Raw genomic sequence first — 23,759 nt, forward strand, 5'->3', positions numbered from 1 at the left:
CGTTGATACCAGCCCGCTGGCATCAGGATGCGACGGGTGTCGTTGAATGCCCACCATGACCGCACATCCGGCGCGTGTCGGTGCCGCCATGGCCGTGGGGTCGATGACCAGCGTTCAACTCGGCCTCGCGCTCGCGGTCGATCTGATCGACCGGATCGGGGCCGAAGGGGCCGCGTGGTTGCGCCTGGCCTGGGCCGGCGTCCTGTTCCTGGTGGTGGTTCGGCCGCGGCGGGCCGACTTCACCCGTGCCACCTTCGAAATTTGCGTGCCGCTCGGGATCGTGACGGCCCTGATCACAATGCTGTTCATGGCGGCGTTGGCCCGCATCCCCATGGGCACGGCCAGCGCGCTGGAGTTCCTCGGACCGCTCGGGGTGGCGGTGGTCAGTGGAAGCGGCCGCGCTCGCTGGGTGTGGCCGGCGCTGGCCGCCGTCGGCGTCCTGGCGTTGACCCAACCCTGGCAGGGCGACATCGACGCCGTCGGCGTGGGCTTCGCGCTGGGTGCGGCGGTCTGCTGGGCGGCCTACATCCTGCTGACCCAGCGCGTCGGCGACCGGGTGAGTGGACTTCAGGGTCTGGGGGTCTCGATGCCGGTAGCCGCCGTAGTCGGCACGGCGACGGTCGGCGCGGCCGTGCTGCCACGGATGACTCCGGACATGATCCTCATCGGCCTCGGGTTGGCGCTGCTGCTGCCGATCGTGCCGTTCATCCTCGAACTGCTGGCGCTGCGTCGCCTGAACGCCGCGGCGTTCGGCACGTTGATGAGTCTGGAACCCGCGCTGGCGTTGCTGATCGGATTTCTCGTCCTGCATCAGGTGCCCAACGCGGCCGCGATCGCCGGGATCGCGTTCGTCGTGGTCGCCGGGATCGGCGCCGCCCACCGGGGGGTGCGCGACGCACCGGCTTCCGTTCAGCCCGGGTAGTCAGCCCCACTCGTGGTTCATCGCGCGGGACTCGGCGACGTCGTCGACGGAGGCGGTCCGCAGCCGGGGCCGGGTCACGGCGATCAACACCATCGCGGCGGCGGCGGTGATCGCACCGAGGGCGAAGATGATGGTGAAGCTGCTTTCCGGGGTGTGGCCGTGTTGGGAGCGGCCCAGCAGCACCGCGACGATCGCGGCCGCGATCGAGCTGCCCACGGTGCGCGCGATCGCGTTCATGCTTGTGGCGACACCGGTTTCGTCGGCGTCGACCTCGCGCACGACCAGGGCGGGCAGTGCGCCGTAGGCCAGGCTGATGTAGGCGTTGGCCAGGACGCCGGCCATGATCACCTGCCACGGCTCGTCGTGCAGGACGGCCAGCAGGACGAATCCGAGCACCCCGGCGGCCGCACCGACGATCAGTACCGCGCGGGCGCCGAAGCGGTCGATGTAGCGGCCGCTGGCCACCGCGGTGAGGAAGCCGGCCAGTGCGCCCGGCAGCAGGAAGATGACGCTGGCGCCAAGCACGGTCGCCGCGAAGCCGTAGCCGCTGCCCGCCGGCGCCTCGACGAAGTCGGTGAGGCCCAGGAACGCGAAGTACAGGCCCATTCCGACCAGGATCGTGGCGAGGTTGGTCAACAGGATTGGGCGTCGGGACAGCATCGCCGTCGACACCAGCGGGTGGGCGCTGCGGCGTTCCCACCGCCACCACGCCGTCAGCAGCGCCAGTCCGGCGCCGAGGCAGCCGATCGTGGCGGGCGAGATCCAGCCCCAGCCGTGGCCCTGGGTGATCGCCAGCAGGACCGCGGACAGGCCCAGCGCGAGCCCCGCCGCGCCGGCCCAGTCCACCGTCCCGTCGGAACTTCGGGGCCGGGTCGGCAGAACCGCCAGCACCGCGACGATCACCGCAACGGTGAAGATCGTCGTCAGCCAGAACACCCGGTGATAGCCGGCGTCGCCGCGCATCAGCAGGCCGGTGACCACCAGGCCCATACCGCCGCCGAAGCCGAGGGAACCGGACAGCACCGCCATCGCGCGCATCAGCCGGTCCGCAGGCAACTCCTCCCGCAGGATGGACACCCCGATGGGGTAGAGCGAGTACGACGCGCCCTGCAACACCCGCGCGGTGATCAGCAGGGGGAGTGACGATGTCAGCGCGGCGAGTAACGAGCCGGCGAGCACGATCGCGAGGACGGCCAGCAGCACCCGCTTCTTGCTGTACAGGTCGGCCAGCCGGCCGATGAGCGGCGTGGTGGCGGCCGCGGCGAGCAGATTCGCCGTCACCGCCCAGCTGACGTCGACCGGGGAGGCATGCAGTTGCCGAGCCATCACGCCGAGGACCGGCACGACTCCGGTCTGCAGGACGGCCACCGTCAGCGCGACGACGCTCAGGGTGGCGACGAGAAGCCCCGGCCTGCGATAGCCGATGCCCTGCGTCTCAAGATCTGACACCCGTTGATTATGTCGTCTAAGAACCGATGGCTGACACCGGAGTCCGTTGTGCGAGGATGCCCGGATGGGCACCCGACCGGCGCATTTCATTTCCGATCCCGACGGCATGTTCCACCCGACGGAGAACGCCCGAAGCCGCTGGGGCGACGACATGCTTAACGGGCCCGCGGTGGTCAGCCTGGCCGCGTTCAATCTCGAGCAGCGGTTCGGACTGCCCGAGTTCCTGCCCGCGCGGCTCACGGTCGACCTGTTCAAGGCGGCTCGACGGGTGCCAACCACGGTGCGTTCGCGGCTGATTCGCGACGGTCGCCGCATCCGCAATTCCGAGTGCGATGTCATGCAGGGCGACGTGATCGTCGCGCGGGCGACGCTGGTGCAGTACCGGCTGTCCGAGCCTCCGCCGGGCGACGAATGGTTCGCTCACGCCGAATTCACCCCGCCATCGGATGGCGAGCAGCACGGGTTCTTCATCGGCAGCGACGACGTCGGATGGCGCGCCGACGGGGGAGCGCACCAGAACACCTCACGTAAACGCGTCTATCACAGCCCGATCGACGTGGTCGCCGGTCACGACATCACCCCGTTTGTCCGGACGGTCGTCGTCGCCGAGGCCACCAGTCTGGTCAGCAACCTGGGCACCAAGGGCATCGGCTACATCAACGGCGATCTGACCGTTGCTTTGTCCCGGCTGCCGGAGTCGGAACACATTGGTGTGCAAGGTGATTCACATTGGGTGTCGGACGGCATCTCGGTGGGCACCGGGACACTGTTCGACAGTGTCGGCCCGTTCGGCACCGGTCTGGTCACCGCGATCGCGAACCCGGCAGCTCAGATCGACTTCAGCGCACCCGATTCGATCCCGACGTTGAGCGTCTGACTCTAGAGCAGCAGCGCGCGCAGCTGGTCGTGCGGTACCGCGGGGGATCGATGCCCGTCGCGGCCGACCATGTCGGCGTTGACCACGAGTGCGTTGAGCACCGCCTCCTCGACGCTGTGCACGACGGCGGCGTAGAGCTCATCCATCCGGCCCCACGGCAGGAACCTCACGTGGCCGAACTCGTCGTCGCGGACCGGGCCGATGGGGAAGCGGCTGGCGAGATCCGGTGCGTCAGCGGTGGAGAAGGCCAGGAAGATGTCTCCGGAGAAGTGGCTACCGGTGGTGCCGGTACGGGCCAGCCCCAAGGGAACCCGACGGGCGAGTGCCTTGCACTGTCCGGGTAGCAGCGGCGCATCGGTCGCGATCACCGCGATCACCGAACCGGCGCCGGGCGGCGGCCGGTTGAGATCACGCTCGAACCAGTCGCCGTCGAGCGGATTCTCGACGTCCAGGCGCTGGCCGACGTGCCGCCCGGCCACGGTGAGTTCATGGCGCGCACCGAAATTCGCCTGCACGAACGCGCCCACCGTGAAGGTGTGGCTTCCGTAGCGCACAAGCCGAGACGCGGTTCCGTTGCCGCCCTTGAGGTCATAGCAGTTCATCCCGGTACCGCCGCCGACAGAGCCTTCCGCCACCGGGCCCCCGGTGGCATTGTCCAGGGCTGCTTCGGCATGCTCCGGTCGCACATGGGCGCCGTTGATGTCGTTGAGGTAGCCATCCCAGGTTTCGGCGCACACCGGCAACAACCATTGCCGTGCCAGGACCGGGTCGACGCGGTTGACCCAGGAGATCACGCCCGTATGGCAGGAACCAACGGCATGCGTATTCGACAGCAGCACAGGCAGATTGAAGGCACCGGACTCCTCGATCCAGGTGGTGCCGGTCATCTCGCCGTTGCCGTTGAGGGAGAACCACCCCGCCGCGCAGGGCCGGCCGAGTCCGGCCCGCCCGCGGGGCAGGATCGCCGTGACGCCGGTGCGGACCGCGTCACCGGCCACCAGGGTGGTGACACCGACCTCGACACCGGGCACGTCGGTGATCGCGTTGAGTGGCCCCGGTTCGCCGGTAAGAGGGATGTCGAGTCCGCGGGCGCGCGGTCGGCCGTCGGTGGTGAATGCCGCTGGAGACGTCACCCGGCCGACCCTACCGTCGGCTACGGGGCGGAGAGGTGCCGAGAAAGACCACGGGCGCCGGGGAAGGTTGTCACACCTTCCCCAGCGCCGCCTGGTGCTCGCACCACACCCCCCAAAGCCGTGTTGCGAGCCATCAGGCGATTCCGGCGCCCCCCGGGCGGAATCCGTGTTTCGTCCGATGTTGAAGCCAAGTTATCGGGCGGATATCGGCGTGCGCACGCGTAGTGCACTACTCGATTTCAGGTTCCTCTCAGGTTGATCACCTGATGCCCGCCTCAGCGGGCGCGCCGGGCATGATCATCGGTGCCGGCTGACGACGAACGGAGACTCGATGACGGGGCGCGCTGACGTGCTGATCACCGCTGACGCGTTGGCCGACCGGTTGGCGGCCGGTGACCCGGTCACCGTGCTCGACGTGCGCTGGACCTTGAGCGAACCGGACGGCCGAGAGCAGTACGTGCGCGGGCATGTGCCCGGCGCGGTGTACGTGTCGCTCGACGACGAGTTGACCGACCACACCGTGCCAGACCGCGGCCGCCACCCGCTTCCGTCGGGGTCGGCGGTGCAGGCCGCCGCACGACGCTGGGGTGTTCGTGACGGGCGCCCGGTCGTCGTCTACGACGACTGGAACCGGGCGGGATCGGCGCGGGCCTGGTGGGTGCTGACGGCCGCGGGAATCACGGACGTCCGCATCCTCGACGGAGGCTGGTCGTCGTGGAAGGCAGCAGGCGGACCGGTCGAAGCCGGTCCGGTGGATCCGGCGCCGGGCGACGTGACGGTGGCCCACGAGGATCTGTATGCCGGCGCGCTGCCAACCCTGACCATCGACGAGGTCGGCAACGGCCCGCTGCTCGACGCCCGAGCGCCGGAACGGTTCCGCGGCGACGTGGAACCGGTTGACGCCGTCGCCGGGCACATCCCCGGCGCGCGCAACCTTCCGAGCACGACGCTGCTCAGCGGGCAGGAAACGTTTCTCGATGACGCCGCCCTGGCCGGCCTGCTGACCGACCGCGGTATCGAACCCGGCGATCCGATCGGCGTCTACTGCGGATCGGGGATCACCGCGGCGGTGACCGTCGCCGCGTTGACCGCCGCGGGCCGCGACGCGGCCCTGTTCCCAGGATCCTGGTCGCAGTGGAGCTCCGATCCGGATCGGCCCGTCGCCCGCGGCGAGCAGTGACGATGGAGACGTTCCTGGTGTACCTGAAGGTTCAGGCGATGTGCTTCGTGTTCGGCATCGTCGGGCCGATCTTTCTGGTCGTGTACTTCGCCGCCCAACCCGACCCGACAATCCGGTGGATGTACTACTGGGGCCTGGTGATCACTGCGATCGACGTGCTGATCGCACTGGGCCTGACCGACCAGACCATGCGAGCCCGCCAGGTTACGCACAAGCAGGAGGAGACCCCGACATCGTGACGATCGTCGATCGTGAGATGGCTGACGAGACGACGGACCCCGCGTCGCGACAGCAGCGCTGGGAGGGGCTGGCAGAGTGGCCGCTGGCGGCCTGCGCCGCGATCTTCCTTGCGCTGTTCTCGGTCAAGGTGCTGGCGCAACCACAGGGCTTGAACCAGCACATCATTCACGGGCTGCTGTTCGTGCTGTATCTGCCCTTCCTCGTCGACTATGTCGCGCGTCTGGTGCTGGCCGAGCATCGGACCCGGTGGTTCGTCCGCCACCTGCTCGATCTCGTCGTCGTCGTGTTGCCGTTGATGGGTCCGCTCCTGTTGCTGCGCCTCGTCGCGCTCGTGGGTGCCCTGCAGCGCGCCATCGGCGACGCGATCCGCGGCCGCGTGGTGGTCTACACCGCGTTCAGCGCGGTCCTGTTGGTCTACGCCGCCTCACTGGCGGTGCTCCAGGTCGAACGTCCCGCGCCCGGCGCCAACATCACGAGCTTCGGCGACGCGATCTGGTGGTCGGTCACCACCATCACCACCGTCGGTTACGGCGACCTCTATCCGGTGACGGTGCTGGGGCGGATCGTCGCTGCGCTGCTCATGATTGGCGGGATCAGCATGGTCGGTGCCATCACTGCCACCATCGCCAGCTGGATCGTGCAACGGGTATCGGCGGAGGACAGCGCCCAGCAAGCCGCCACCGTTGCGCATATCGAAAGTCTGCAGGCCGAGGTGTCCCGGCTCGCGGACCTCGTGGCCGCGCAGACCGAGGGGAGGAGCCGGTGACCCGCGGGCCGTTCGACGGCAAGGCTGTCATCACCGGTGCGGGAAAGTCGCAGGTGGGGCGCCGCCTGGGCCGCACCGGGCTGGAACTGACCATCGAAGCCGTGTTGCGGGCGATCGCCGACGCCGGGCTCGATGTCGACGACGTGGACGGCATCGCCAGCTATCCGGGTGCGGTGGCCGGCAACCCGGGCTTTTCCGGGGCCAACGTCACCGACGTGCGGACCGCCCTGGGCCTACGCAGCAGGTGGTACATGTCCGGGCTGGAGACCGCGGGTCAGATCGGACCGGTGATCGAAGCCTGTATGGCCGTCACCCTCGGCTTGGCCAACCATGTGGTGGTGTTCCGGTCGGTGTGGGAGTCGACCGCGGCGCAGCACGCCGGCGGCGGCCACGCCTCGGTCTTGCTCGGCGGCGGCGGGAAGCTGCCGCCGCAGATGGAATGGACGGCGCCGTTCGGCGCGCTGTCGGCGGCCAACTGGCTGGCGATGCCGGCGCAGCGGTACATGCACGACTTCGGGCTCACCCGTGAGCAACTCGGTGCGATCGCGCTGAACGCCCGGCGCAATGCGGGTCGCAACCCCGATGCCGTGTACCGCGACCCACTGACGATGGAGGACTATCTGTCCGCGCGGATGATCTCGGAACCGTTGTGCCTGTACGACTGTGATGTGCCCTGCGACGGCGCCACCGCGGTCATCGTCTCCCGTCGGGATGCCTGCGGCGGATTGCCTCGCCACCCGCTGACGGTCGAATCCGTCGGCCCGGGCATGTTCGAAAGACCAACGTGGGAACAACGTTTCGACCTGACCACGATGGCCGCCCACGACTCGGCCGCCACGTTGTGGGAGCACACCGAACTGCGACCGGGTGATGTCGACATGGCCCAGTTGTATGACGGCTTCAGCTTTCTGACCGTGATGTGGTTGGAGGCGCTGGGATTCTGCGAGCACGGCCGGGTCGGCGAATTCATCGCCGGCGGTGAGCGGATCGCGCTCGACGGCGAGTTGCCGTTGAACACCAGCGGCGGTCAGCTGTCGGGCGGACGCCTGCACGGTATGGGCTTCCTGCACGAGGCGTGCGTGCAGCTGTGGGGAGAAGGCGGTGAACGCCAGGCTCCGCGCACCCCGGAAGTCGTCGCGGTCGGCGTCGGCGGCGGACCCGTCGCGGGTTCGATGTTGGTGAGCAGCCGATGAGCTATCAACGCCCGGATCTGCGGCTCGCGCCCAGCCCAACCCCCGAATCGCAAGCGTTCTGGACCGGTGGACGCGAGGGAAATCTCCTGATCAGCCGCTGCCGTGCCTGCGGACATTTCTTCCACCCACCCGGACCGGCGTGCTGGCGCTGTCGCAGTACCGATGTCGGCCCGGAGAAGGTGTCCGGGCGGGGGACGGTCGCGGCATTCAGCGTCGACCGGCAGCCCTGGATTCCCGGATTCGAGCCGCCCTACATCGTGGCGATGGTGGAAATTGCTGAGGAGCCGGGCGTTCGGCTGATCAGCAATGTCGTGGATGTCGAGCCGGCGGACATGCGGATCGGGCTCGAGGTGGATGTCTTCTTCGAAGACTGGACCGGGCTCTCGGGAGAGGAAGACACCCGGGTGTGGATACCGTTGTTCCGGCCCGTGACTCACTGACGGGCTAAGTTATCCCGTTGCCAGGCAACGGGATTCGGGTCAGTCGCGAGCCCAGACGGAGATGTAGCCGATGGGGATGCCGGTGCGGGTGGCGATGCACTCGCGGGCGGCCAATTCGACTTTGTCCCGTGTGGTCGCCTCGGTCGCATCGTTGATTTCCGGGATGCGAATCAGCCAGCGGTTGCTCTCGAACCGAATGTCGATTTCGAAGCACTGGCCGGCCATCGGCCGAAGGACATGATGGGTGCGAAGACCCCGTTGCGGTCGAGTGGAGAAGCCGCGAGTTCTGTAATGAGTACGCATCTTCAAGCTTTCCGAAACGATTCTGGGCCGCGGGAAAAGATACTCTCTGTGACCCGGAATACAAAATCGCGGCACTGGTGACCATGATGGACAGATGGCTGACGACAACCTCACCGCTTCGCAACGGATCGATGCCCGGATTGCCGAGATCGACGATTGGCGCGGCGAGACGCTCGCGCAGATCCGTGCCGTGATCAAACGTGCCGATCCGGACGTGGTGGAGGAGTGGAAGTGGCGCGGTGTTCCGGTGTGGTCCCACGCCGGAATGATCTGCACGGGTGAGACATATAAGGCCGCGGTCAAGATGACGTTCGCCAAGGGTGCGTCGCTGCCGGATCCGTCGGGATTGTTCAATTCCAGTCTCGAGGGAAACACCCGGCGGGCGATCGATTTTCACGAGGGCGATGTCATCGACGAAGAGGTGCTGGCGGACCTCATTCAGGCGGCGATTGAACTGAACATGTCGGCGAAGTCGCGGTCGGGTAAACGCGGCTAGCCGATTCCGGTTGCGCCAGCCTGTCACGGGGCGTTGCCGCGGGCCGGATCAGGCTGATTGCGACCAAAACGACGACATTGCCGGCCAGCGCCACCAGCCCCGCGTTGATGCCGTGGACGGGGTCGTGATCGGTGAAGACCAGCCAGCAGACTGCGCTCACACCGACCGCCAGCCCGGCGACGACCGCTGTGGCAGATACCTTCCGCCACACCAGCGCCACCAACACGGCCGGCATCAACTGCGCCATACCCTCATACGACACCAGCGACAGCCGAACCAGAGCGTTCGGCCAGGTGTAGGTCATCAGTAGCGCCGCAACGCCGGCCAGTAGGGCCACCGCCTGGGCAAGTTCGCGCTGCCGCGGCGCGGTTCGCGGGTGGATTCCCAAAACCGAACGGCCCCACATGGTTCCGATGACGAGCATAAACATCGCCATCGGCACGATTGCCGAGAGCGCACCGGCCGCTCCGATCACACCGAGCAACCATGGGGGCACTTCGGTCCTGATCATCTCGAAGAGCGCGAGATTGGAGTCTTTGAGTCCCGGCACCACGAACAGTGCGGCCAGCCCGAGGATCACCGGCACGAACAACAACACCTGGTAGAAGGGCAGGATGATGGCATTCCTGCGCAGTGCCTGAGCATTTCGCGCGCCGAGGAACCCGGCGATCTGCGTCGGGAAGACGGTGAACACCACGCCGTTGAGGATGGCCGTCGAGATGAACCAGCCCACGCCGAGGGTGTGGCTGGTCGGACCCGGCAGCGTCAGCCAGGCGCGGTGGTCGTCGGTGATGCGTTGCAGCAGAGCGGAATAGGAGCCGAAGTAGTGCAGCGGGATGTAGACGAAGACGAAGACCAGGGTGAGCACGGCCAGGACGTCTTTGAGTACCGAGACCCACGCGCTGCCCCGTAATCCGCTGAGGACGATGAACGATTCGGAGATGACGAACGCCAGCAGATACGCCAGCGACAGGCCGATCGTGCCATAGCTGACCGTGGCGACCACGACTCCAAGGCCGGTGATCTGCAACTGGATGTACGGCAGCACGAACACCGTCGCCAGCACTGCTACCACCGCACCGAGCCAGGGGGGCGGCGAACCGGTGGGCGACGATGTCGCTGAGCCCGACCAGGTTGTGAGCGTGGGCGTAGTTCCACAGCAGCGGTGCGATCAGGTAGCTGATGGCCATCCCGATCGACAGGTAGGCCACCACGTACAGCGCCGAAAGCCCATGGGTATACGACCACCCCGCGGCACCGAGGTAGCTGAAGCTGGTGTAGGTCTCACCGGCCATCAGCACCAGGGTCAGCAGCAGACCCAGGCTGCGCCCGCCGATCGACCAGTCCACCAGGTCGCGGGTCTTCGAGCCGCGGGTGCGCGCCGCGACGCCCAGGACAACCGTGGCCACCAGGAACGCAGCCAGCACCGAAACCGAGACGGCGGCGTTCACCGGCTTTCGTGCTCGTCTCGGGCCGACGAGTGGTGGCGGAACACCGGATCACTGCGGGCGGCCAGGTAGACGAACAGCGGAGTGAGCACGGTTGCACCCAACAGCCACGGCCCGAGGAGGTAGGGATGGTTGACGAAGGGGAGTGGCGCGAGAAACAGCGCCACCGGGGCCAGCAGCCACAGCAGCGACCACCGGCCACGCAGGATGTCGCGCATGTGCCCAGCATTGCAGCTGATGTGCCGGGAAGCACCATGTGCCGAACTAATTGTCGGCATTCCGGATCAACAGCCGGCTCGGCGACACTATCCGCCGGCGAAGTACACGCCGAGCATCGCAGCGATCACCACGACCACCCATCCACTGGTGACCGCTTTGAGCCACACCGGCGCACGCCGAACCTCCATGAAGTGCCAGATCACCAGTTGTGCCTTCACGGCGGCGATCAACAGCACGACGGTGGTGACCGTCGAATTCAGCTGATGGGCGGCCCCGCCGTCACGGGACACCAGCCACGACACGACGGTGACCGCGGTGAGCAGCGCCCATACGATGGTCAGCGAATTGCGGATCAGCGCGGTCACAAGATCACCTCATCAGGTAGAACGCTGCGAACAGGACCAACCACAGGACATCGACCATGTGCCAGTATGTGGCACCCGTCTCGACGAACGAGATCTTCGGCTGCGCTGCGGTTTTCAGGTTACGGATCACGAAGCAGAGGATGACGAGTCCGAGCAGAACGTGGCACAGGTGCAGGCCGGTCATCACGAAGTAGAACATGAAGAACAGGTTGGTCCCCGGCGTGATACCGGCGGTGATTTCGGGAATCCATTCGAACGCCTTCAGTACGGGGAAGGCGGCGCCCAGGGCCAGCGCAATGACGAAGCGGCGCAGTGCTTCCGCCGAATTACCGGCGCGGGCCGCGGTGGCGCCCAGAACCACGAACAGCGAACTGGTCAGCAGCACAACGGTGTTGATCGCGCCGATGTCCACATTGAGCCGAGCCTGGCTGCGTAGGAAGAGATCGGGATTCTGTCCGCGGTAGTAGATATAGCCGATGAAGTAGAGACCGAAGATGAACAGATCGCCGATGACGAAGAACCACATGCTCGGGTCACCGGGTACATGCCCGGGTACGGGGTCTCGCCGCGACGCGCTGAGGTCGTCTGCGCGACCCTCGGCAACGTCGGTCACGCGGTCACCCCGGTGCGCGAATCGGTGGCGACCGTCGAGAGATCGGCGTTGTCGAGTTCAGACTCGGGCTGCTTCTTGATCGACCGGTAGATGCACGTGTAGACCACGAGTTGCCAAGAGACATAAAGGACCATCGTGAACCAGAACGTCATCAGGCCGTTCCAGGCGAACGGCCCTGACCTGTTGATCCAGACCGGTGCGGCCATCAACTCGGTCATGTACTGCCAGACGGTGTAGTAGCCGAGCCACTTCGGCAGGACGTTGTTCGTGTCCAGGAGGATGGCCAATCCGAACGCCATCCACATGACGCAGAAGCAGCCCAGGGATCCGATGAACGCCAAATAGCCGAAGTCGTAGAGCATCGACAGAACGGCGGGGCTGTACCCGGGCCGGAAGGCGCCGAGGCCGAAGCAGAACATCGGGAACAGCATGCCGACGATGGCGCCGGTGATGGCCCCCGTCATCAATGTGTAGCGGAACGCGGGACTGACCGACATGCGCTTGATCTGCATGAGATACACCGCGTTGGACACCGGCGCGAGACCGTAGGCCAGCGTCAGCAGGACACACGCGACGAGCAGGTTGTGCGACTGCATGAACGCGACGATGTCCGGCGTGGACGCGCTCGGCGACCGCGGCGGCATCATCCAGCTCAGCGGCACGAACACCAGTCCGAAGATGTTGAAGAAGAACGGCACACTCCAGAAGGTGATCCACTGATCGAGCTTGCGGTTCCTGCGCCGCGTCACGCGAGCACTTCCCGCTCGCTGCCCTGGTTGTTCACCGCACGCAGGAGGACGACGAACATCACCACGATGTAGACGGCGAATGTCACCAGCCGCAACGTGAATGACAGGACGCCGTTCCAGGCCAGAGGACCGGTCTTGACCAGGATCGAGAAGGCACTCGGAGCGAGAAGCACGACGGTCGCGACGTTGAAGTGCGCCGCCCAGCGCGGGAAGATCGGATCCGGCCGCTCGTCGAGGTACACACTGAGTGCGAAGCACAGGTTCTGCACGATGATGGTGCCGACCGGTGCGATGAAGAAGAACCACGCCATGTCGTTGAGCAGACTCACGAGCTGAGGATCGCGGTCGGGCCTGAAAGCGGCCATACCCCAGCAATAGTCGGCGAGGATGAAGGCTGTCGCCCCGACGCCGACACAGATGATGTAGGCGTAGGTCAGCACGACGCTCGAGGTGGCGACCCGGGAGATCTGCACGGCGGTCACCGCGAACAGCGGGATCAGCGAACCGGCAATCAGGTTGCAGAGGATCGCAACGCCGAGAACGCCGGTGGCGTTGTCTCGGAAAAACGCCGCCACGTCTTCGGGGGACAGCGTCGGGGAGAGCGGCGGCGAGAAGACCGGGAACAACAGGTAGGCCAGGGCGAGCAGCGCCACGGCTGGCGGAGCGGTCCACAACAGAATGCGCTGACCCTTGGTGTTCATCGACCTTTTTGTAGCACGTTCGCTGACAGATGACAACGGAACTCGGTCCTTCTGCGACCGGATTCAGCCAATTAAGTGTCATTTGAGTGACATCTGTCAATGAGAGAGGTCCATGCTGCACAATGGGACGGTGCGTGAGACCGCGACCAGCCGAGAAGCCCAGCGTCGTCGAACGCGCGCGCGGGTTCTGGATGCCGCCATCGTCGAGTTTCAGCGGGCCGGGACGAGTTCGGCCGATATCAATGCCATCGTCGAAGCCGCGGGCGTCGCCCGAAGCACGTTCTATTTTCATTTCCCGACCAAAGAACATGTCCTGCTCGAGTTGATCCGCCGCGACGAGGACTTCCTGGGTGAGGAGCTGAGTCGATTCCTGGAGACGCGCCACGACCTGGCGGCCGTGCTTGAGGAAATCATCCGGCTGGTAGTCGAGCTCGAAACTCGTTGGGGTGCAGCCTTATTCCGTGATGTGATCAGCCTCTATTTTTCACCGGCGCTCGCCCAGGACGAACAGTGGAGCAGGCACCCGACTTTCGTGTTGTTGGCCGCCGAGATCGAACGTGCCCGCATCCGTGGCGAACTCTACGACGACGTCGAGGCCTACGACGGCGCCGCGTTCTTCCTGATCGGGCTGCACGCGGTACTCATCAGCGCCCGAGAGGGCGGCCCAGCGCGCGAGGTGATGCTCAAGAAGTTCGTGAAGAGCACGCTGCGCAGCCTACGGCCTTAGGCGTTGGTGTCGTCGATGAGCACTCGGTAGCGGCGCACACTGAATCGCCATACCCCGTCGACGCGACGCAGTTCGTCGTCGTAGGTTCCGATGAGCTGACGGGTCGTGCCGTCGTGGAAGCGCAGCGTTTCCAGACAATAGGACCGTGCGGTCGCGGCTGTTCCCGCGACCTCGATGGCACCGATCTGGGTCATGAACGCCATCTGCGCCAGCGCTTTCCAGATGCCGTGCCAGTGCGTGCGCAGTTCGTCTCTGCCGTGACACTCACCGCCACTGCCGAAGCGTTGACCGTCGTCGGTCCAGCAGTCGAGATAGTCGTCGAGTGCCTGGCGGGTGACGGCGTCGCCGTAGCTGTCGAATCGTTCCCGGATGGCAAGGCGATCTTCGATCGGGCCTCTGAACACTGGCACTCCTTTCCTCGACTACCTCCTCATCAGGAGTCAACCATGCGCACTCGGGGGACACGCCGCCGGTGGAAGACCGAGCGAATTGGCCATGGCGCTTTGGTTCTGACACGCGTTCACACCCGAGTCGGGCGGGGTGTTCGGGCCTTGGCTGGCACGACACGTGGTGGTCTGTAGGCCGATCGCGATGGGCATCGCGCTCTGATTCTGGCAGGCGGTCACGCCGGAGTCGGGTGGCGTGTTGGGGCCCTGACTGGCACGGCACGTGGTGGGTTGCAGGCCGATCGCAGTGGGCATGACACTCTGATTCTGACAGGCCGTCACGCCCGAGTCCGGCGGGCTGGTCGGGCCCTGGCTGGCACGGCACGTGGCGGTCGGCAATCCGAGCGAGGTGGGCATGGCACTTTGGTCTTGGCAGGCATCGAGTGCCGAGTCTGCCGGCTTACTGCCGGACGGAGGGGTCTCCGACTGGTCCTTATCCGGCGAGTCCGACGAATCTTGTTCGGAACTAACGGCTTTGCCCTGCGTCGTGCAGCGCGGAGGGTTGTAGCCGCCTCGCTGGAAGCATTCGGCGGTGGCGGTACCGGTCGATGCGACGGCGCCGACAATGCCAAATCCGGTCGTCGACAAGGCGGTAAGGACGACCGCAAGTACACGGTGACCCCGACGTCCCACGGTGACGAATTCTAGTGGGCCGCCCTTCGTCGCACTTGGTGAACTACGTTGAAGGCGTGGGGAATTCGGTCATAACTTCGAGTGGCTTGCAGCCGGCGAGGAGCGGTTCATTCCGTCACTGTGACGTATCTAGTGGCTGCCACGGGGAAGTGTGGGGGACGTGTCGACCGCCATCGGCGGTGACTGTGGTGGTGCGTGGAGCGTCGCAGGGTTTGCGATGACTGGGTGGGCTCTATGGCTGCGCGCGAGACGGCCGGCCAGGTGCGCACCCTGAGACGCGTTCACACCTGCATAAACGTCACAGTGACGAATTAGCGTTATCAGGCTGGTGCGCGTGCGGGATTGGTTTGGTCGCAAAGCGTCCCGACCGGCGCCGGACGCGGGCGGCGGCCGCCGTCAGCGAAACGGTGCCGCCGGCAGCCACGAGTACAGCGCCGACGCCGCCCTCGGGGGGGTCGGTGTTTCCACGAACGCGGTTTCCACGAACACGGTCAGGGAAGGAAGGCCGTCCATGGAATGTATGCACTGAGTGCGACGAGAACCGCCTGACGTGTGGATCCCGGGTTTGGCCCAGGTCTACGTTTTGCCGATAAGCCACATTATGTCAAGTTGTAAGTTGGTTATTCGCGTGGCATGCGAATAGATCAGTTTCTGATAACACCCCCACCGGCGGTCGGCGATATTGCGGCAGAGCACGTTTCGTCTCGTTCGGGCACACCGCCGGTAGGCAGGCTTGGACGCGCCCCGGCTGGTGGTCAGGGCGACGATCCGCTGGCGTGAGCTGGGTTTCTGCATCGTTTCTCTGCATGATCTGCATCCTGAGTGCAGAATATGCATTCAATTGGGAGGTCCAGGATGGACGATGCGATGGGTCGGCTGGTGTACTTGCCGGCGGGTGCGTCGGGTCCGGATCCTGAGGCGTTCCTGGAGGATGTGCTGACCGGTTGGCGGCGTGCGCAGCTGGCTCAGGGCACCTCCACCGAGACGATCCGTCGACGCAATGCTCAGGTGCTGCGGATGGCCGACTTCGTGGGCGCATTCCCCTGGCAGTGGACTCCCGCCGATGCTGATGACTTCTTCGGTCATCTGCGCGGTGTGCTCAACCGAGCCCATAGCACGGTGCGGGCCTATCAGACCGACGTGAAACTGTTCCTGGATTACGCCACCAATCCTGCCTACGACTGGAATGAGCACTGCGGTCGGCTGTTTGGCACGGTGTTCAGTCAGGTGATCACCGAGTTCAACCGGGCCAAACACGTGCAGGTCGATGACTCGCGGGCGGTGAAGCGGCCCTTCACCCTCGATGAGCTCCAACAGTTCTTCGACCTGGCAGATCTGGAGCCCGAACGGATCCTGCACGCCGGGCGCAAGGGCGCGTTGGCGGCGTGGCGGGATGCGGTGGCGTTCAAGACCCTCTACGGCTGGGGCCTTCGCCGCAACGAGGTCCGGCACCTGCAGCTCGTCGACTTCTCCCGTAACGCCCGAGCGCCGTTCTTCGGCGACTGGGGTCTGGTGCGGATACGGCACGGCAAGGCGATGCGCAACTCGCCGCCCAAGCAGCGCACCGTGTTGACCGTCTTCGACTGGGCTGCAGAGGCGGTCGCGGATTGGGTCGAGCGTGGACTTCCCCGCTATGGCCAGCCAGTCACCGACCTGTTCCCCACCGAGAAGGGTGGGCTGGTGCCCGAACGCAACCTCTGGCAGCGGATGCGGGACCTTATCGACGAGCTTGGGTTTCCCGCAGGTCTGGACCTGCATTCGTTTCGCCGCGGGCGTGTCAAATGGTCTGTGTAAGTCCTGTTAACGGAAGGATCGCAGGACGTGACGACAGGCAAGGACGTGAATTCATCGCTGGTCGAGGCGGGGTCCACAGTGGAGATGGCCGAGGCGCTTCGGGCCTCGGGTGCCGTCGATGAGCTGCTGGCTCAGGTCGACTCCGGCGAGGTTGCCCTGACCGGTGAGGGCGGGCTGCTACCTGGGTTGATCAAGCTGGCTCTGGAGCGCGGGTTGGCCGCTGAGCTCACCGAGCATCTGGGCTATGAGAAGGGCGATCCCATCGGGCGGGCGATGCCCAACGCCCGTAACGGCCACTCACCCAAAACGGTGCAGTCTGAGGCCGGGCCGGTGGCCCTGGAGGTTCCACGAGACCGCGACGGCTCGTTCACCCCGACGCTGGTCCCTAAGGGCGCCCGCCGGATCGGTGGGCTCGATGACATGATCATCTCCCTGTACGCCGGTGGAATGACATTGCGCGACATCCAATTTCACCTGGCTTCTACGATTGGCACCGAGGTGTCGCATGAGACGATCTCTAAGATCGTCGACGAGATCTCCGATGAGGTACTCAGCTGGCAGCGCCGGCCGCTGGAACCGCTGTACCCGGTGATCTACCTCGACGCGATGATCGTGAAGGTCAAAGACGGCGGCCACACCCGCAACAAGGCCGCCCACATCGCCGTGGGCGTGGATATGGACGGCGTCAAGCATGTCCTGGGCATCTGGGTTCAGCCCACCGAGGGAGCGTCGTTCTGGGCGTCGGTGTGCTCGGATCTGGCCAATCGCGGCATCAAGGACGTGCTCATCGTGTGCTGCGACGGACTGACCGGGTTCCCGGAGGCGATCGCGGCGACCTGGTCACAAGCGGCCGTTCAGACGTGCGTGGTGCACCTGATCCGCAACGCCTTGCGGTTTGTGTCCTACGGTGACCGCAAGGCCGTAGCCGCAGCACTGAAGCCGATCTACACCGCGCCCAGTGCTGATGCCGCCCACGCCGAATTGCAGGCGTTCACGACCTCGGAGTTGGGCAAGAAGAACCCCACGGTGACAAAGGCTTTCGAACGGGCCTGGGAGCAGTTCATCCCGTTCCTGGCGTTTCCGCCGGAGTTGCGTCGGGTGATCTACACGACGAACTCGATCGAATCGCTGAACTACCAGATGCGCAAGGTCATCAAGAACCGCGGCCAGTTCCCCAACGACGCCTCGGTCGTGAAACTGCTGTGGCTGGCGATCTGCAACATCGAGGACAAACGCGCCGCCGAGCGGGCCAAAGAACGCGGCAAGAAGCTCTGCCGAACAGCCCCTGGGCGCCTCGTGGAAGGACAGGTAGTCACCAACTGGAAGAAAGCACTCGAACAACTCAGCCTGGTCTACCCAGACCGCATCGAACGCTATCTCTAAACACAGCAACACACATTCAGGACGAATCGGATAGGCGACTTACACAGATAACTTGACAGGCTCTTCGCCGCTCGTATGCGACCAATCTGCAGACCGCGTACGGCTACGACGTGAGTTTCGTGCAGCTGCAGCTGGGCCACGAGCACGCCGCCACGACCTCCATTTACACCCTGGCCGCCCCCGATTACCGGGCCCGCGAGTTGGAGCGGGTCCTCAGCGCAACGCTGACCCGCAGCAAGGCCGACCTGAGTGAGAGCAGACGACGGGAGTCCCGATGAGGCGAGAGATTCAATACCACTGGCGGGTCAGGGAATTCATGGCCCGCGCCGGGATGAAGAACAGCCGCGACCTCGTCGCGCCGCTACGCGAACGCGGCATCACGCTCTCCGAATCGCAGATCTACCGCATCGTCGGCCAAGAACCCGACCGGATCTCGTTCAAGGTCCTCGTCGCCCTCTGTGACATCTTCGGCATCGAGGCCGGCGACCTGATCACCTACACCGCCACCGACACCCGCCAATCCCGCACCAAGGCCGTCAACGCCCCCAGCGACGTTCCCCTGCTCAACGCCTACCGGCCGGTGAAGGCCCGCATCATCACCGATGACTGAACCCCGCCGCCGCGGACGCCCCCGCACCATCGGCGACATCGAATGCAGTCGATGCCACCACCTCGTACCCAAGATCCGGGTGCACTGGCCAGAGGGCGCCATCTGCGGACCGTGCTTCACCACCGCCGCCCGCACCTACGGCCTGTGCTCATTCTGCGGCACCGAGCGACTCGTGCCCGGCCAAACAGCCACCGGCGCAGCACTATGCCGCAACTGCGCCGGCATCACCACCAACCTCGACTGCGACAACTGCGGCCGCGAAGCCGAGCGGCTGCGCGGCGGACACTGCGCCCGCTGCATCGTCACCACCGACCTCGAACAGATCCTCGCCCCGCACCAGCCACCCGACATGCGCCTCAAACGACTCATCGTCGAACTCGCCGCAGTCCCCCGCCCAGAAAGCATCATCACCTGGATGCGCCAACCGGCCACCGCCGAACTGCTCAACCTGATCGGCACCCGCCAACTGCCATTGAGTCACGACGCCTTCGACGCGATGCCCCCATCGAAGGCACTCGAGCACCTACGCGAAATGCTGATCGCGCACCGCATGATGCCCGACCGCGGCGACCGATACCTCGCCCGGTTCGAACGGTGGCTCGACCAACGGCTACAGACGCTGCGCGACACCCCCACGATCGCGACCCCCATCGAACAATTCGCCCGATGGCATCATCTGCGGCGCCTGCGCGACAACAACGACCCGACACGCAACATGGACAACGCCACCCGTTGCGCCAAACAAGAAATCACCGAAGCCGCCAAGTTCCTCACCTGGCTGCTCGCCGAATACGACACCACCATCGATGACCTCACCCAAGGCCAGCTCGACACCTACCTCAGCGACGGCACGACGACCCGCACCGCCATCCGCAACTTCATCCAGTGGCGCGCCCGCGCCGGCATCGCACCACCGTTCAAAACCCGCTACCGCGTGGCCCGCACCGCCCCACTAGCCTCCACACGACAGCACCTCGACCTCATCAAACACGTCATCGAAGCTGACCACGTCCTCCTCTCCACCCGAATCGCCGCGCTCCTGCTGATGCTCTTCGGCACGCCCCTCGACCACATCTGCCGCCTCACCATCGACGACGTGGTCACAACTCCCACACGGACCACCATCGCCCTCGGCGCAGTGCCCGCCCCCATCCCACCGGCGCTACTCCCCCTATTTCACCAGCACCTCGAACAGCGGGCCAACAGCCGAACGATGAACCACCGCTCCCCTTGGTTGTTTCCGGGATACACTGCAGGACAACATATATCGGAGCAATCACTCATGCACCGATTGCGCAGTCTGGGGATCGACATCACGGCCGCACGCAACGCAGCACTGCATGACCTCGCCAAAGAAATCGACGCAGCCTCACTGGCTGACCTACTCGGCTACTCCACCCAAGTCATGAACATCCACGCCGCCCGCGCCGCAGTACCCATGGCCACCTACCCCGCCATCAACCGCCCAAGGTCACATCTTCGAACCAACTGAATGTCCGGCGCTCAACGCGTTGACGCGCAACACGCGCACACGAATAAATAGATCGCATGCGCCACAAGAAGCAGCGGAGACATCCGCGGACACGATCGGCCACATTACTGATCTTGGGACTCTTGGTCCTCGCGGGATGCTCGGCACACCCGGTAAGCCACGGCCAGATACCGAACGTGCGAAGGATGCCAAGCGACACAGCCGAACACATCCTTCAGCAGGCAGGATTCACCCACACCAGACGCGCTCACGTCGTTTCAAGCACAGTGCCGCCCGACTGTGTTGTTGCCACGAAACCACCCGAGGGAACAACGGCACCCTTCAGCGATGAAATCATCCTCACGATTAGCACCGGACCAATCCAAACCAACTAGTGACATGGTCGAGCCGGCACGGCAACGCTAGCGACACCTCAACGCAGCCGACGACGCTTCAGTTGCCGACCTCGACTTGAGGCTCACAAGGCACAGGCGCGGGTGAATTCGACACTTCTTGATAACACCGATATCCAGTGACGTCTGTCGGCGTTGCCCCCTACGTGCTTGCATGTGTGCCGCGCGTCCTGCTGCGAGGACCTCCGATAGATCAAGCACGAGGGACTTCCGTGCTTCCCGTCCTCGCCGACGGCGTTATCCGGCTGATTCGTGGTACTCGGTCAGGTCGAGGAAGTCGTCAACCGCCAACATGCCTAGTACCCGTCGCTCGAGTGGTCTGATGCTCGTGCGCTCTGGGTCGTGGACGATCCGCGGCTCGGACAGGGTTAGCGTGTGGCCCTGGGTTCGCAACGTACAACCCTGTGCGGCGACGACATTCTTCACCCATTGGCTGTCGGCGCCGTAGGTGAGGGCAATGCGTACTCCGGTTGGCGTCCGAAAGACATTGACAGGGGTTGTATAGCTTCGCCCAGAACTGCGACCCTGGTGAACCACCAGCCCAAACCCGGGTGCCCAGGGCGCAATATGTTGGGTGACCTTATTGAGGCCCACTCGATTCAGCCGGGCCACCATCTTCGGAATCGGCATTCGCCACTCCTCTCCAAGTTGGGACACGCGCACCGTGGGCTGCCGCACGCCCAAATACTGCCACGGTCCGATGAGGTTGACTCGACATGTTCAGACGGCGATGTGGCGAACGGCCGCGATCAGCACCAAGGACCGCAATCCCCTCTGATCGGCGACAACCCGGCCGAATCGACCGGTGCATGTTTAGTTGTCGAGTCGCAGGACCAGGTCGACACCAAGCCGCTTCGACGTCGGACGGGATCGCGCCACCCGGCGGTCGCCGTCACCGGCGTTGTCGGCCGAATCCTCAGTCGAACGGAAACCGCTGCTGCTTCGTTGCGACGCTCTTTGCCCACAGCGCACCATGACGACCACAACCGGGTGATCGTGGCGCTGCTTCCGTGTGCTCTGGGTGTACAGCATCTCCGCGAACTTCCTCCGGCGCGAGGACCCCAGAACGCGGTCTCATCCGAACACAACAGGAACGTCGCAGCCTAGGCTGTCGGCTCAGACGGCGGCAGTTCCGGCCCGGTCACGCCGACCCAGTCAGCTGGCGAGCAGGACGCCGTGACTGCGTTCGTTGAGTAGACGCCGCACTCGGCGCTCGATCAGGACCGGAACAAAATCACGAACGGTGCTGTTGGCGAACGACTTCCGAGCCTCGGCAACCGCGGCAACAACGTCGGGCGCAGGAACAGTTGGATACTGCTGAATCAGCCTGGCTTCCACCTCATGCATGACAACGTCTTCGCTTAGCTTGCGCATGACTCCAGCCTGCCGTTGGGCAGGGCGAAGCCAAAGAGACCAAGGTCCTCTGGTGGGAGTGAATCCACTCACAGCTCGCGGCACGAGTGACCGACACCGTTGGTCCTGCCCAATGTTAAATTTGCTGGTTCAAACCTCTTGGTGATGAGCAGGATTGGTCACCGCAAGTCGCGGCTGGACAGCACCGCTAGGAGTTGCCCTGACTACGTTATTCGGGCTGGCTCTTGTGGGCCGAGATCCCCTATGCTCCGACGTGACCGGCCTGGAGCATACGGGGGGCGCATCCGCGATGGTGATTCACGCTGCGACGCAACCTGGCCCACGCCCTGACCCGAGTGACGCCGCGGTGATGGTGGACGCGGTGCTGGATCGCGCGATCGTCGCACTCGACGCGACAGGACGAGTCTTGCGATGGAGTGCGGGCGCCCAGCTGATGTTCGGCTATGTAGAGGGTGAAATCGTCGGCAGCCCGATGTCGAGAACCTACACGCAGCACGATCAGCGGGCCGGTGTGGCCGAACGTGAGTTGTCGGCCGCCGAAAAATCGGGTCGGTTCGAAGCCGAGGGTTGGCGCGTGCGGAAGGACGGGGGCCACTTTCAGGCCGGTGTCGTCATCAGCGCGCTGCGGCTGCCGGACGGCTCGATCAAAGGATTCACGGAAGTAATCACCGATCTCGCCGCCGACCAGCAGCGAGCCCACTCGATGTTCTACGACCTGTTGGAGGCGGCGCCGGACGCGATGGTCATCATCGGCACGGACGGCCGTATCACGCTGGCCAACGCCCAAACGGATCGAATGTTCGGCTATCAGCGTGAAGAGCTGATCGGCAGCGAGATTGAGATGCTGCTGCCGGCCCGGTACCGAGCCGACCATCGACGGCACCGCACCCGGTTTCTCGCCGCGCCGACATTGCGGCAGATGGGCAGTGGTCTGGACTTGTGGGGCCTGCGTCGTGACAGCTCCGAGTTTCCCGTCGACATCAGCCTGAGCCCATTGCGTATCGGCGAGACTCTGCACGTGTCGGCGGCGATCCGCGATGTCACTGAGCGCCACGAATCCGAACAACAGCTGCGCCATCAACACCAAGAGCTGATCAAGATGCAGGAGGAACTGCAGCGGCTCGCCCGCCTGGACACGCTCACCGGACTGGTCAATCATGCCGAGACCATCACGCGGCTGGAAGCCGCGCTGCGGGATCACCAGATTCCCGCAGCGCACCTGGGTCTGTTGTACTGCGACCTCGACCGCTTTAAAGCGATCAACGACACCTGGGGCCATCCCGTGGGCGATGTCGTGTTGTCGACCGTGGCGGCACGCGTGCGTGACTGCCTACGCCAGGGCGACACTGTGGGGCGAGCAGGAGGAGACGAAATTCTCGTCGTACTGCCCGGCGTGCAAAGTATGGAGGTACTGACAACGCTCGCCGACAAGATCCGCGAGCACGTCGCCGAACCGATCCATCACCTCGGCCACATCATCAATGCGACGGTGAGCATCGGTGCGGCACTGGCTGTCCCGGGCGAATCCGTGACGGACATCATCACCCGTGCTGATGCCGCTATGTATACAGCGAAGAAAGCCGGACGCAACCAAGTCACCTCGTAGGGGCGCGTCGCCCTTGGTGATCACCTGCGCAGATATCCGCCCGTGTTGTAGTTCGGAATCGCTGCAATGACCGGCATTCGCCTAGACATGGATGAGCTCCAGCCGATCCATGTCTACCATTCTGCCGAAGGGACAGTTCTCGCCGGTCACCGTGGGTACCTCCCGAGCAGAGCAGTTTGCTGAAATTTCCGACAAAGTCCCATAACGA

At 65.0% G+C, this 23,759-nt stretch carries 28 protein-coding genes; 16 read left to right on the top strand and 12 right to left on the bottom strand.

All coding sequences use genetic code 11. The features are described 5' to 3' along the window. The first annotated feature begins 55 nt into the window (after window positions 1-55). On the top strand, window positions 56-922 hold the full coding sequence (locus tag K0O64_RS14750) for an EamA family transporter (RefSeq protein ID WP_071949838.1): 867 nt from the start codon (window positions 56-58) through the stop codon (window positions 920-922). Here the strand turns inward: K0O64_RS14750 and K0O64_RS14755 are convergent, their stop codons facing one another. Further along, window positions 923-2,371 (bottom strand): MFS transporter, encoded by a 1,449-nt coding sequence (locus tag K0O64_RS14755; protein WP_071944721.1) that lies wholly within the window; start codon window positions 2,369-2,371, stop codon window positions 923-925. It lies immediately after the preceding gene. Between the two features lie 64 nt (window positions 2,372-2,435). On the opposite strand from K0O64_RS14755, the gene K0O64_RS14760 reads away from it, so the two are divergent. After that, a complete protein-coding gene (locus tag K0O64_RS14760; RefSeq protein WP_071944719.1) occupies window positions 2,436-3,248 on the top strand; it encodes an acyl-CoA thioesterase domain-containing protein in 813 nt (270 codons plus the stop codon). Between the two features lie 2 nt (window positions 3,249-3,250). Here K0O64_RS14760 and K0O64_RS14765 read toward each other — a convergent pair whose 3' ends face one another. Beyond that, on the bottom strand, window positions 3,251-4,381 hold the full coding sequence (locus K0O64_RS14765; RefSeq protein WP_220046452.1) for a DmpA family aminopeptidase: 1,131 nt from the start codon (window positions 4,379-4,381) through the stop codon (window positions 3,251-3,253). Window positions 4,382-4,712: 331 nt separating this feature from the next. Here K0O64_RS14765 and K0O64_RS14770 point away from each other — a divergent pair, with 331 nt between their 5' ends. Genes K0O64_RS14770 through K0O64_RS14790 form a run of 5 tightly spaced genes read left to right on the top strand, consistent with a single transcriptional unit; the run spans window position 4,713 to window position 8,200 of the window. Continuing rightward, the gene (locus K0O64_RS14770) at window positions 4,713-5,561 is read left to right on the top strand and encodes a sulfurtransferase (RefSeq protein WP_071944714.1); all 849 of its coding nucleotides are present in this window, start codon (window positions 4,713-4,715) and stop codon (window positions 5,559-5,561) included. A gap of 2 nt (window positions 5,562-5,563) precedes the next feature. Beyond that, the gene (locus tag K0O64_RS14775; protein WP_071944712.1) at window positions 5,564-5,800 is read left to right on the top strand and encodes a hypothetical protein; all 237 of its coding nucleotides are present in this window, start codon (window positions 5,564-5,566) and stop codon (window positions 5,798-5,800) included. Window positions 5,801-5,817: 17 nt separating this feature from the next. Beyond that, complete coding sequence (locus K0O64_RS14780) at window positions 5,818-6,567, top strand: potassium channel family protein (RefSeq protein WP_071949835.1); 750 nt, start codon at window positions 5,818-5,820, stop codon at window positions 6,565-6,567. Beyond that, window positions 6,564-7,760, top strand: a complete 1,197-nt coding sequence (locus tag K0O64_RS14785) for a thiolase family protein (protein ID WP_071944710.1) — start codon at window positions 6,564-6,566, stop codon at window positions 7,758-7,760. Before K0O64_RS14780 ends, K0O64_RS14785 begins: the two co-directional genes overlap by 4 nt. Beyond that, entirely contained in the window at window positions 7,757-8,200 is a 444-nt protein-coding gene (locus K0O64_RS14790) for a Zn-ribbon domain-containing OB-fold protein (protein WP_071944707.1), read from the top strand. The genes K0O64_RS14785 and K0O64_RS14790 overlap by 4 nt, the downstream gene beginning before the upstream one ends. A 39-nt stretch (window positions 8,201-8,239) precedes the next feature. Here K0O64_RS14790 and K0O64_RS14795 read toward each other — a convergent pair whose 3' ends face one another. Continuing rightward, entirely contained in the window at window positions 8,240-8,425 is a 186-nt protein-coding gene (locus K0O64_RS14795) for a long chain fatty acid-CoA synthetase Faa4p (protein WP_071944705.1), read from the bottom strand. A 172-nt stretch (window positions 8,426-8,597) separates the two neighbouring features. Between K0O64_RS14795 and K0O64_RS14800 the strand changes: the two genes are divergently transcribed. Beyond that, window positions 8,598-8,999 (top strand): DUF1801 domain-containing protein, encoded by a 402-nt coding sequence (locus K0O64_RS14800; RefSeq protein ID WP_083542619.1) that lies wholly within the window; start codon window positions 8,598-8,600, stop codon window positions 8,997-8,999. Here the strand turns inward: K0O64_RS14800 and K0O64_RS14805 are convergent. From K0O64_RS14805 to K0O64_RS14830, 6 genes are all read right to left on the bottom strand, one after another. Beyond that, window positions 8,938-10,065 carry a sodium:solute symporter family protein gene (locus K0O64_RS14805; protein WP_198044371.1) on the bottom strand — a complete coding sequence of 376 codons (1,128 nt, stop codon included), beginning with the start codon at window positions 10,063-10,065 and terminating at the stop codon, window positions 8,938-8,940. The two genes, K0O64_RS14800 and K0O64_RS14805, sit on opposite strands and share 62 nt — an antisense overlap. A gap of 381 nt (window positions 10,066-10,446) precedes the next feature. Further along, a complete protein-coding gene (locus K0O64_RS14810; RefSeq protein WP_071944701.1) occupies window positions 10,447-10,665 on the bottom strand; it encodes a hypothetical protein in 219 nt (72 codons plus the stop codon). An 87-nt stretch (window positions 10,666-10,752) separates the two neighbouring features. Beyond that, window positions 10,753-11,031, bottom strand: coding sequence for a cytochrome C oxidase subunit IV family protein (locus tag K0O64_RS14815; RefSeq protein WP_071944699.1), 279 nt, complete (start codon window positions 11,029-11,031; stop codon window positions 10,753-10,755). 4 nt (window positions 11,032-11,035) lie between these two features. Continuing rightward, entirely contained in the window at window positions 11,036-11,644 is a 609-nt protein-coding gene (locus tag K0O64_RS14820) for a cytochrome c oxidase subunit 3 family protein (protein ID WP_071944692.1), read from the bottom strand. Beyond that, complete coding sequence (locus K0O64_RS14825; protein WP_071944690.1) at window positions 11,641-12,393, bottom strand: hypothetical protein; 753 nt, start codon at window positions 12,391-12,393, stop codon at window positions 11,641-11,643. Before K0O64_RS14825 ends, K0O64_RS14820 begins: the two co-directional genes overlap by 4 nt. Beyond that, window positions 12,390-13,094, bottom strand: coding sequence for a hypothetical protein (locus tag K0O64_RS14830; protein WP_071944688.1), 705 nt, complete (start codon window positions 13,092-13,094; stop codon window positions 12,390-12,392). The genes K0O64_RS14825 and K0O64_RS14830 overlap by 4 nt, the downstream gene beginning before the upstream one ends. Window positions 13,095-13,206: 112 nt before the next feature. Between K0O64_RS14830 and K0O64_RS14835 the strand changes: the two genes are divergently transcribed. Continuing rightward, on the top strand, window positions 13,207-13,821 hold the full coding sequence (locus tag K0O64_RS14835; RefSeq protein ID WP_071944686.1) for a TetR/AcrR family transcriptional regulator: 615 nt from the start codon (window positions 13,207-13,209) through the stop codon (window positions 13,819-13,821). On the opposite strand, the gene K0O64_RS14840 is transcribed toward K0O64_RS14835, so the two are convergent. Further along, entirely contained in the window at window positions 13,818-14,225 is a 408-nt protein-coding gene (locus K0O64_RS14840; protein WP_071949833.1) for a nuclear transport factor 2 family protein, read from the bottom strand. The genes K0O64_RS14835 and K0O64_RS14840 overlap by 4 nt on opposite strands. 1,530 nt (window positions 14,226-15,755) lie before the next feature. Here K0O64_RS14840 and K0O64_RS14845 point away from each other — a divergent pair. The 6 genes from K0O64_RS14845 to K0O64_RS30305 all read left to right on the top strand — a co-directional run bounded on the left by K0O64_RS14845 (window position 15,756) and on the right by K0O64_RS30305 (window position 20,553). Then, complete coding sequence (locus K0O64_RS14845) at window positions 15,756-16,694, top strand: tyrosine-type recombinase/integrase (protein WP_225933456.1); 939 nt, start codon at window positions 15,756-15,758, stop codon at window positions 16,692-16,694. Between the two features lie 27 nt (window positions 16,695-16,721). Then, the gene (locus tag K0O64_RS14850; protein ID WP_220045588.1) at window positions 16,722-18,077 is read left to right on the top strand and encodes an IS256-like element ISMgi5 family transposase; all 1,356 of its coding nucleotides are present in this window, start codon (window positions 16,722-16,724) and stop codon (window positions 18,075-18,077) included. Between the two features lie 110 nt (window positions 18,078-18,187). Beyond that, window positions 18,188-18,355: a hypothetical protein gene (locus K0O64_RS14855; RefSeq protein WP_230985998.1), complete on the top strand. Its 168-nt coding sequence runs from the start codon at window positions 18,188-18,190 to the stop codon at window positions 18,353-18,355. Beyond that, window positions 18,352-18,687 carry a helix-turn-helix domain-containing protein gene (locus K0O64_RS14860; protein ID WP_005144202.1) on the top strand — a complete coding sequence of 112 codons (336 nt, stop codon included), beginning with the start codon at window positions 18,352-18,354 and terminating at the stop codon, window positions 18,685-18,687. Before K0O64_RS14855 ends, K0O64_RS14860 begins: the two co-directional genes overlap by 4 nt. Beyond that, window positions 18,680-20,179 carry a site-specific integrase gene (locus K0O64_RS14865; RefSeq protein WP_005144200.1) on the top strand — a complete coding sequence of 500 codons (1,500 nt, stop codon included), beginning with the start codon at window positions 18,680-18,682 and terminating at the stop codon, window positions 20,177-20,179. The genes K0O64_RS14860 and K0O64_RS14865 overlap by 8 nt, the downstream gene beginning before the upstream one ends. A gap of 56 nt (window positions 20,180-20,235) precedes the next feature. Continuing rightward, window positions 20,236-20,553, top strand: a complete 318-nt coding sequence (locus tag K0O64_RS30305; RefSeq protein WP_081479066.1) for a PASTA domain-containing protein — start codon at window positions 20,236-20,238, stop codon at window positions 20,551-20,553. 255 nt (window positions 20,554-20,808) lie between these two features. On the opposite strand, the gene K0O64_RS14875 is transcribed toward K0O64_RS30305, so the two are convergent. Continuing rightward, window positions 20,809-21,201, bottom strand: a complete 393-nt coding sequence (locus K0O64_RS14875) for a nitroreductase family deazaflavin-dependent oxidoreductase (protein ID WP_071949832.1) — start codon at window positions 21,199-21,201, stop codon at window positions 20,809-20,811. A 525-nt stretch (window positions 21,202-21,726) separates the two neighbouring features. Beyond that, complete coding sequence (locus K0O64_RS14880; RefSeq protein ID WP_071944677.1) at window positions 21,727-21,945, bottom strand: three-helix bundle dimerization domain-containing protein; 219 nt, start codon at window positions 21,943-21,945, stop codon at window positions 21,727-21,729. Between the two features lie 154 nt (window positions 21,946-22,099). Between K0O64_RS14880 and K0O64_RS14885 the strand changes: the two genes are divergently transcribed. Continuing rightward, window positions 22,100-23,551, top strand: a complete 1,452-nt coding sequence (locus K0O64_RS14885; RefSeq protein WP_125477436.1) for a sensor domain-containing diguanylate cyclase — start codon at window positions 22,100-22,102, stop codon at window positions 23,549-23,551. The last annotated feature ends 208 nt before the right edge of the window (window positions 23,552-23,759 follow it).

This window comes from Mycolicibacterium pallens, from assembly GCF_019456675.1.
Taxonomy (GTDB): Bacteria; Actinomycetota; Actinomycetes; order Mycobacteriales; family Mycobacteriaceae; genus Mycobacterium; species Mycobacterium crocinum.

Coding starts and splice junctions, on each gene's coding strand:
- K0O64_RS30305 (WP_081479066.1), top strand. CDS start 20,236: ATGCGCCACAAGAAGCAGCGGAGACATCCGCGGACACGATCGGCCACA.
- K0O64_RS14790 (WP_071944707.1), top strand. CDS start 7,757: ATGAGCTATCAACGCCCGGATCTGCGGCTCGCGCCCAGCCCAACCCCC.
- K0O64_RS14795 (WP_071944705.1), bottom strand. CDS start 8,425: ATGGCCGGCCAGTGCTTCGAAATCGACATTCGGTTCGAGAGCAACCGC.
- K0O64_RS14880 (WP_071944677.1), bottom strand. CDS start 21,945: ATGCGCAAGCTAAGCGAAGACGTTGTCATGCATGAGGTGGAAGCCAGG.
- K0O64_RS14760 (WP_071944719.1), top strand. CDS start 2,436: ATGGGCACCCGACCGGCGCATTTCATTTCCGATCCCGACGGCATGTTC.
- K0O64_RS14865 (WP_005144200.1), top strand. CDS start 18,680: ATGACTGAACCCCGCCGCCGCGGACGCCCCCGCACCATCGGCGACATC.
- K0O64_RS14800 (WP_083542619.1), top strand. CDS start 8,598: ATGGCTGACGACAACCTCACCGCTTCGCAACGGATCGATGCCCGGATT.
- K0O64_RS14860 (WP_005144202.1), top strand. CDS start 18,352: ATGAGGCGAGAGATTCAATACCACTGGCGGGTCAGGGAATTCATGGCC.
- K0O64_RS14830 (WP_071944688.1), bottom strand. CDS start 13,094: ATGAACACCAAGGGTCAGCGCATTCTGTTGTGGACCGCTCCGCCAGCC.
- K0O64_RS14780 (WP_071949835.1), top strand. CDS start 5,818: ATGGCTGACGAGACGACGGACCCCGCGTCGCGACAGCAGCGCTGGGAG.
- K0O64_RS14835 (WP_071944686.1), top strand. CDS start 13,207: ATGCTGCACAATGGGACGGTGCGTGAGACCGCGACCAGCCGAGAAGCC.
- K0O64_RS14750 (WP_071949838.1), top strand. CDS start 56: ATGACCGCACATCCGGCGCGTGTCGGTGCCGCCATGGCCGTGGGGTCG.
- K0O64_RS14810 (WP_071944701.1), bottom strand. CDS start 10,665: ATGCGCGACATCCTGCGTGGCCGGTGGTCGCTGCTGTGGCTGCTGGCC.
- K0O64_RS14775 (WP_071944712.1), top strand. CDS start 5,564: ATGGAGACGTTCCTGGTGTACCTGAAGGTTCAGGCGATGTGCTTCGTG.
- K0O64_RS14875 (WP_071949832.1), bottom strand. CDS start 21,201: ATGCCGATTCCGAAGATGGTGGCCCGGCTGAATCGAGTGGGCCTCAAT.
- K0O64_RS14770 (WP_071944714.1), top strand. CDS start 4,713: ATGACGGGGCGCGCTGACGTGCTGATCACCGCTGACGCGTTGGCCGAC.
- K0O64_RS14845 (WP_225933456.1), top strand. CDS start 15,756: ATGGACGATGCGATGGGTCGGCTGGTGTACTTGCCGGCGGGTGCGTCG.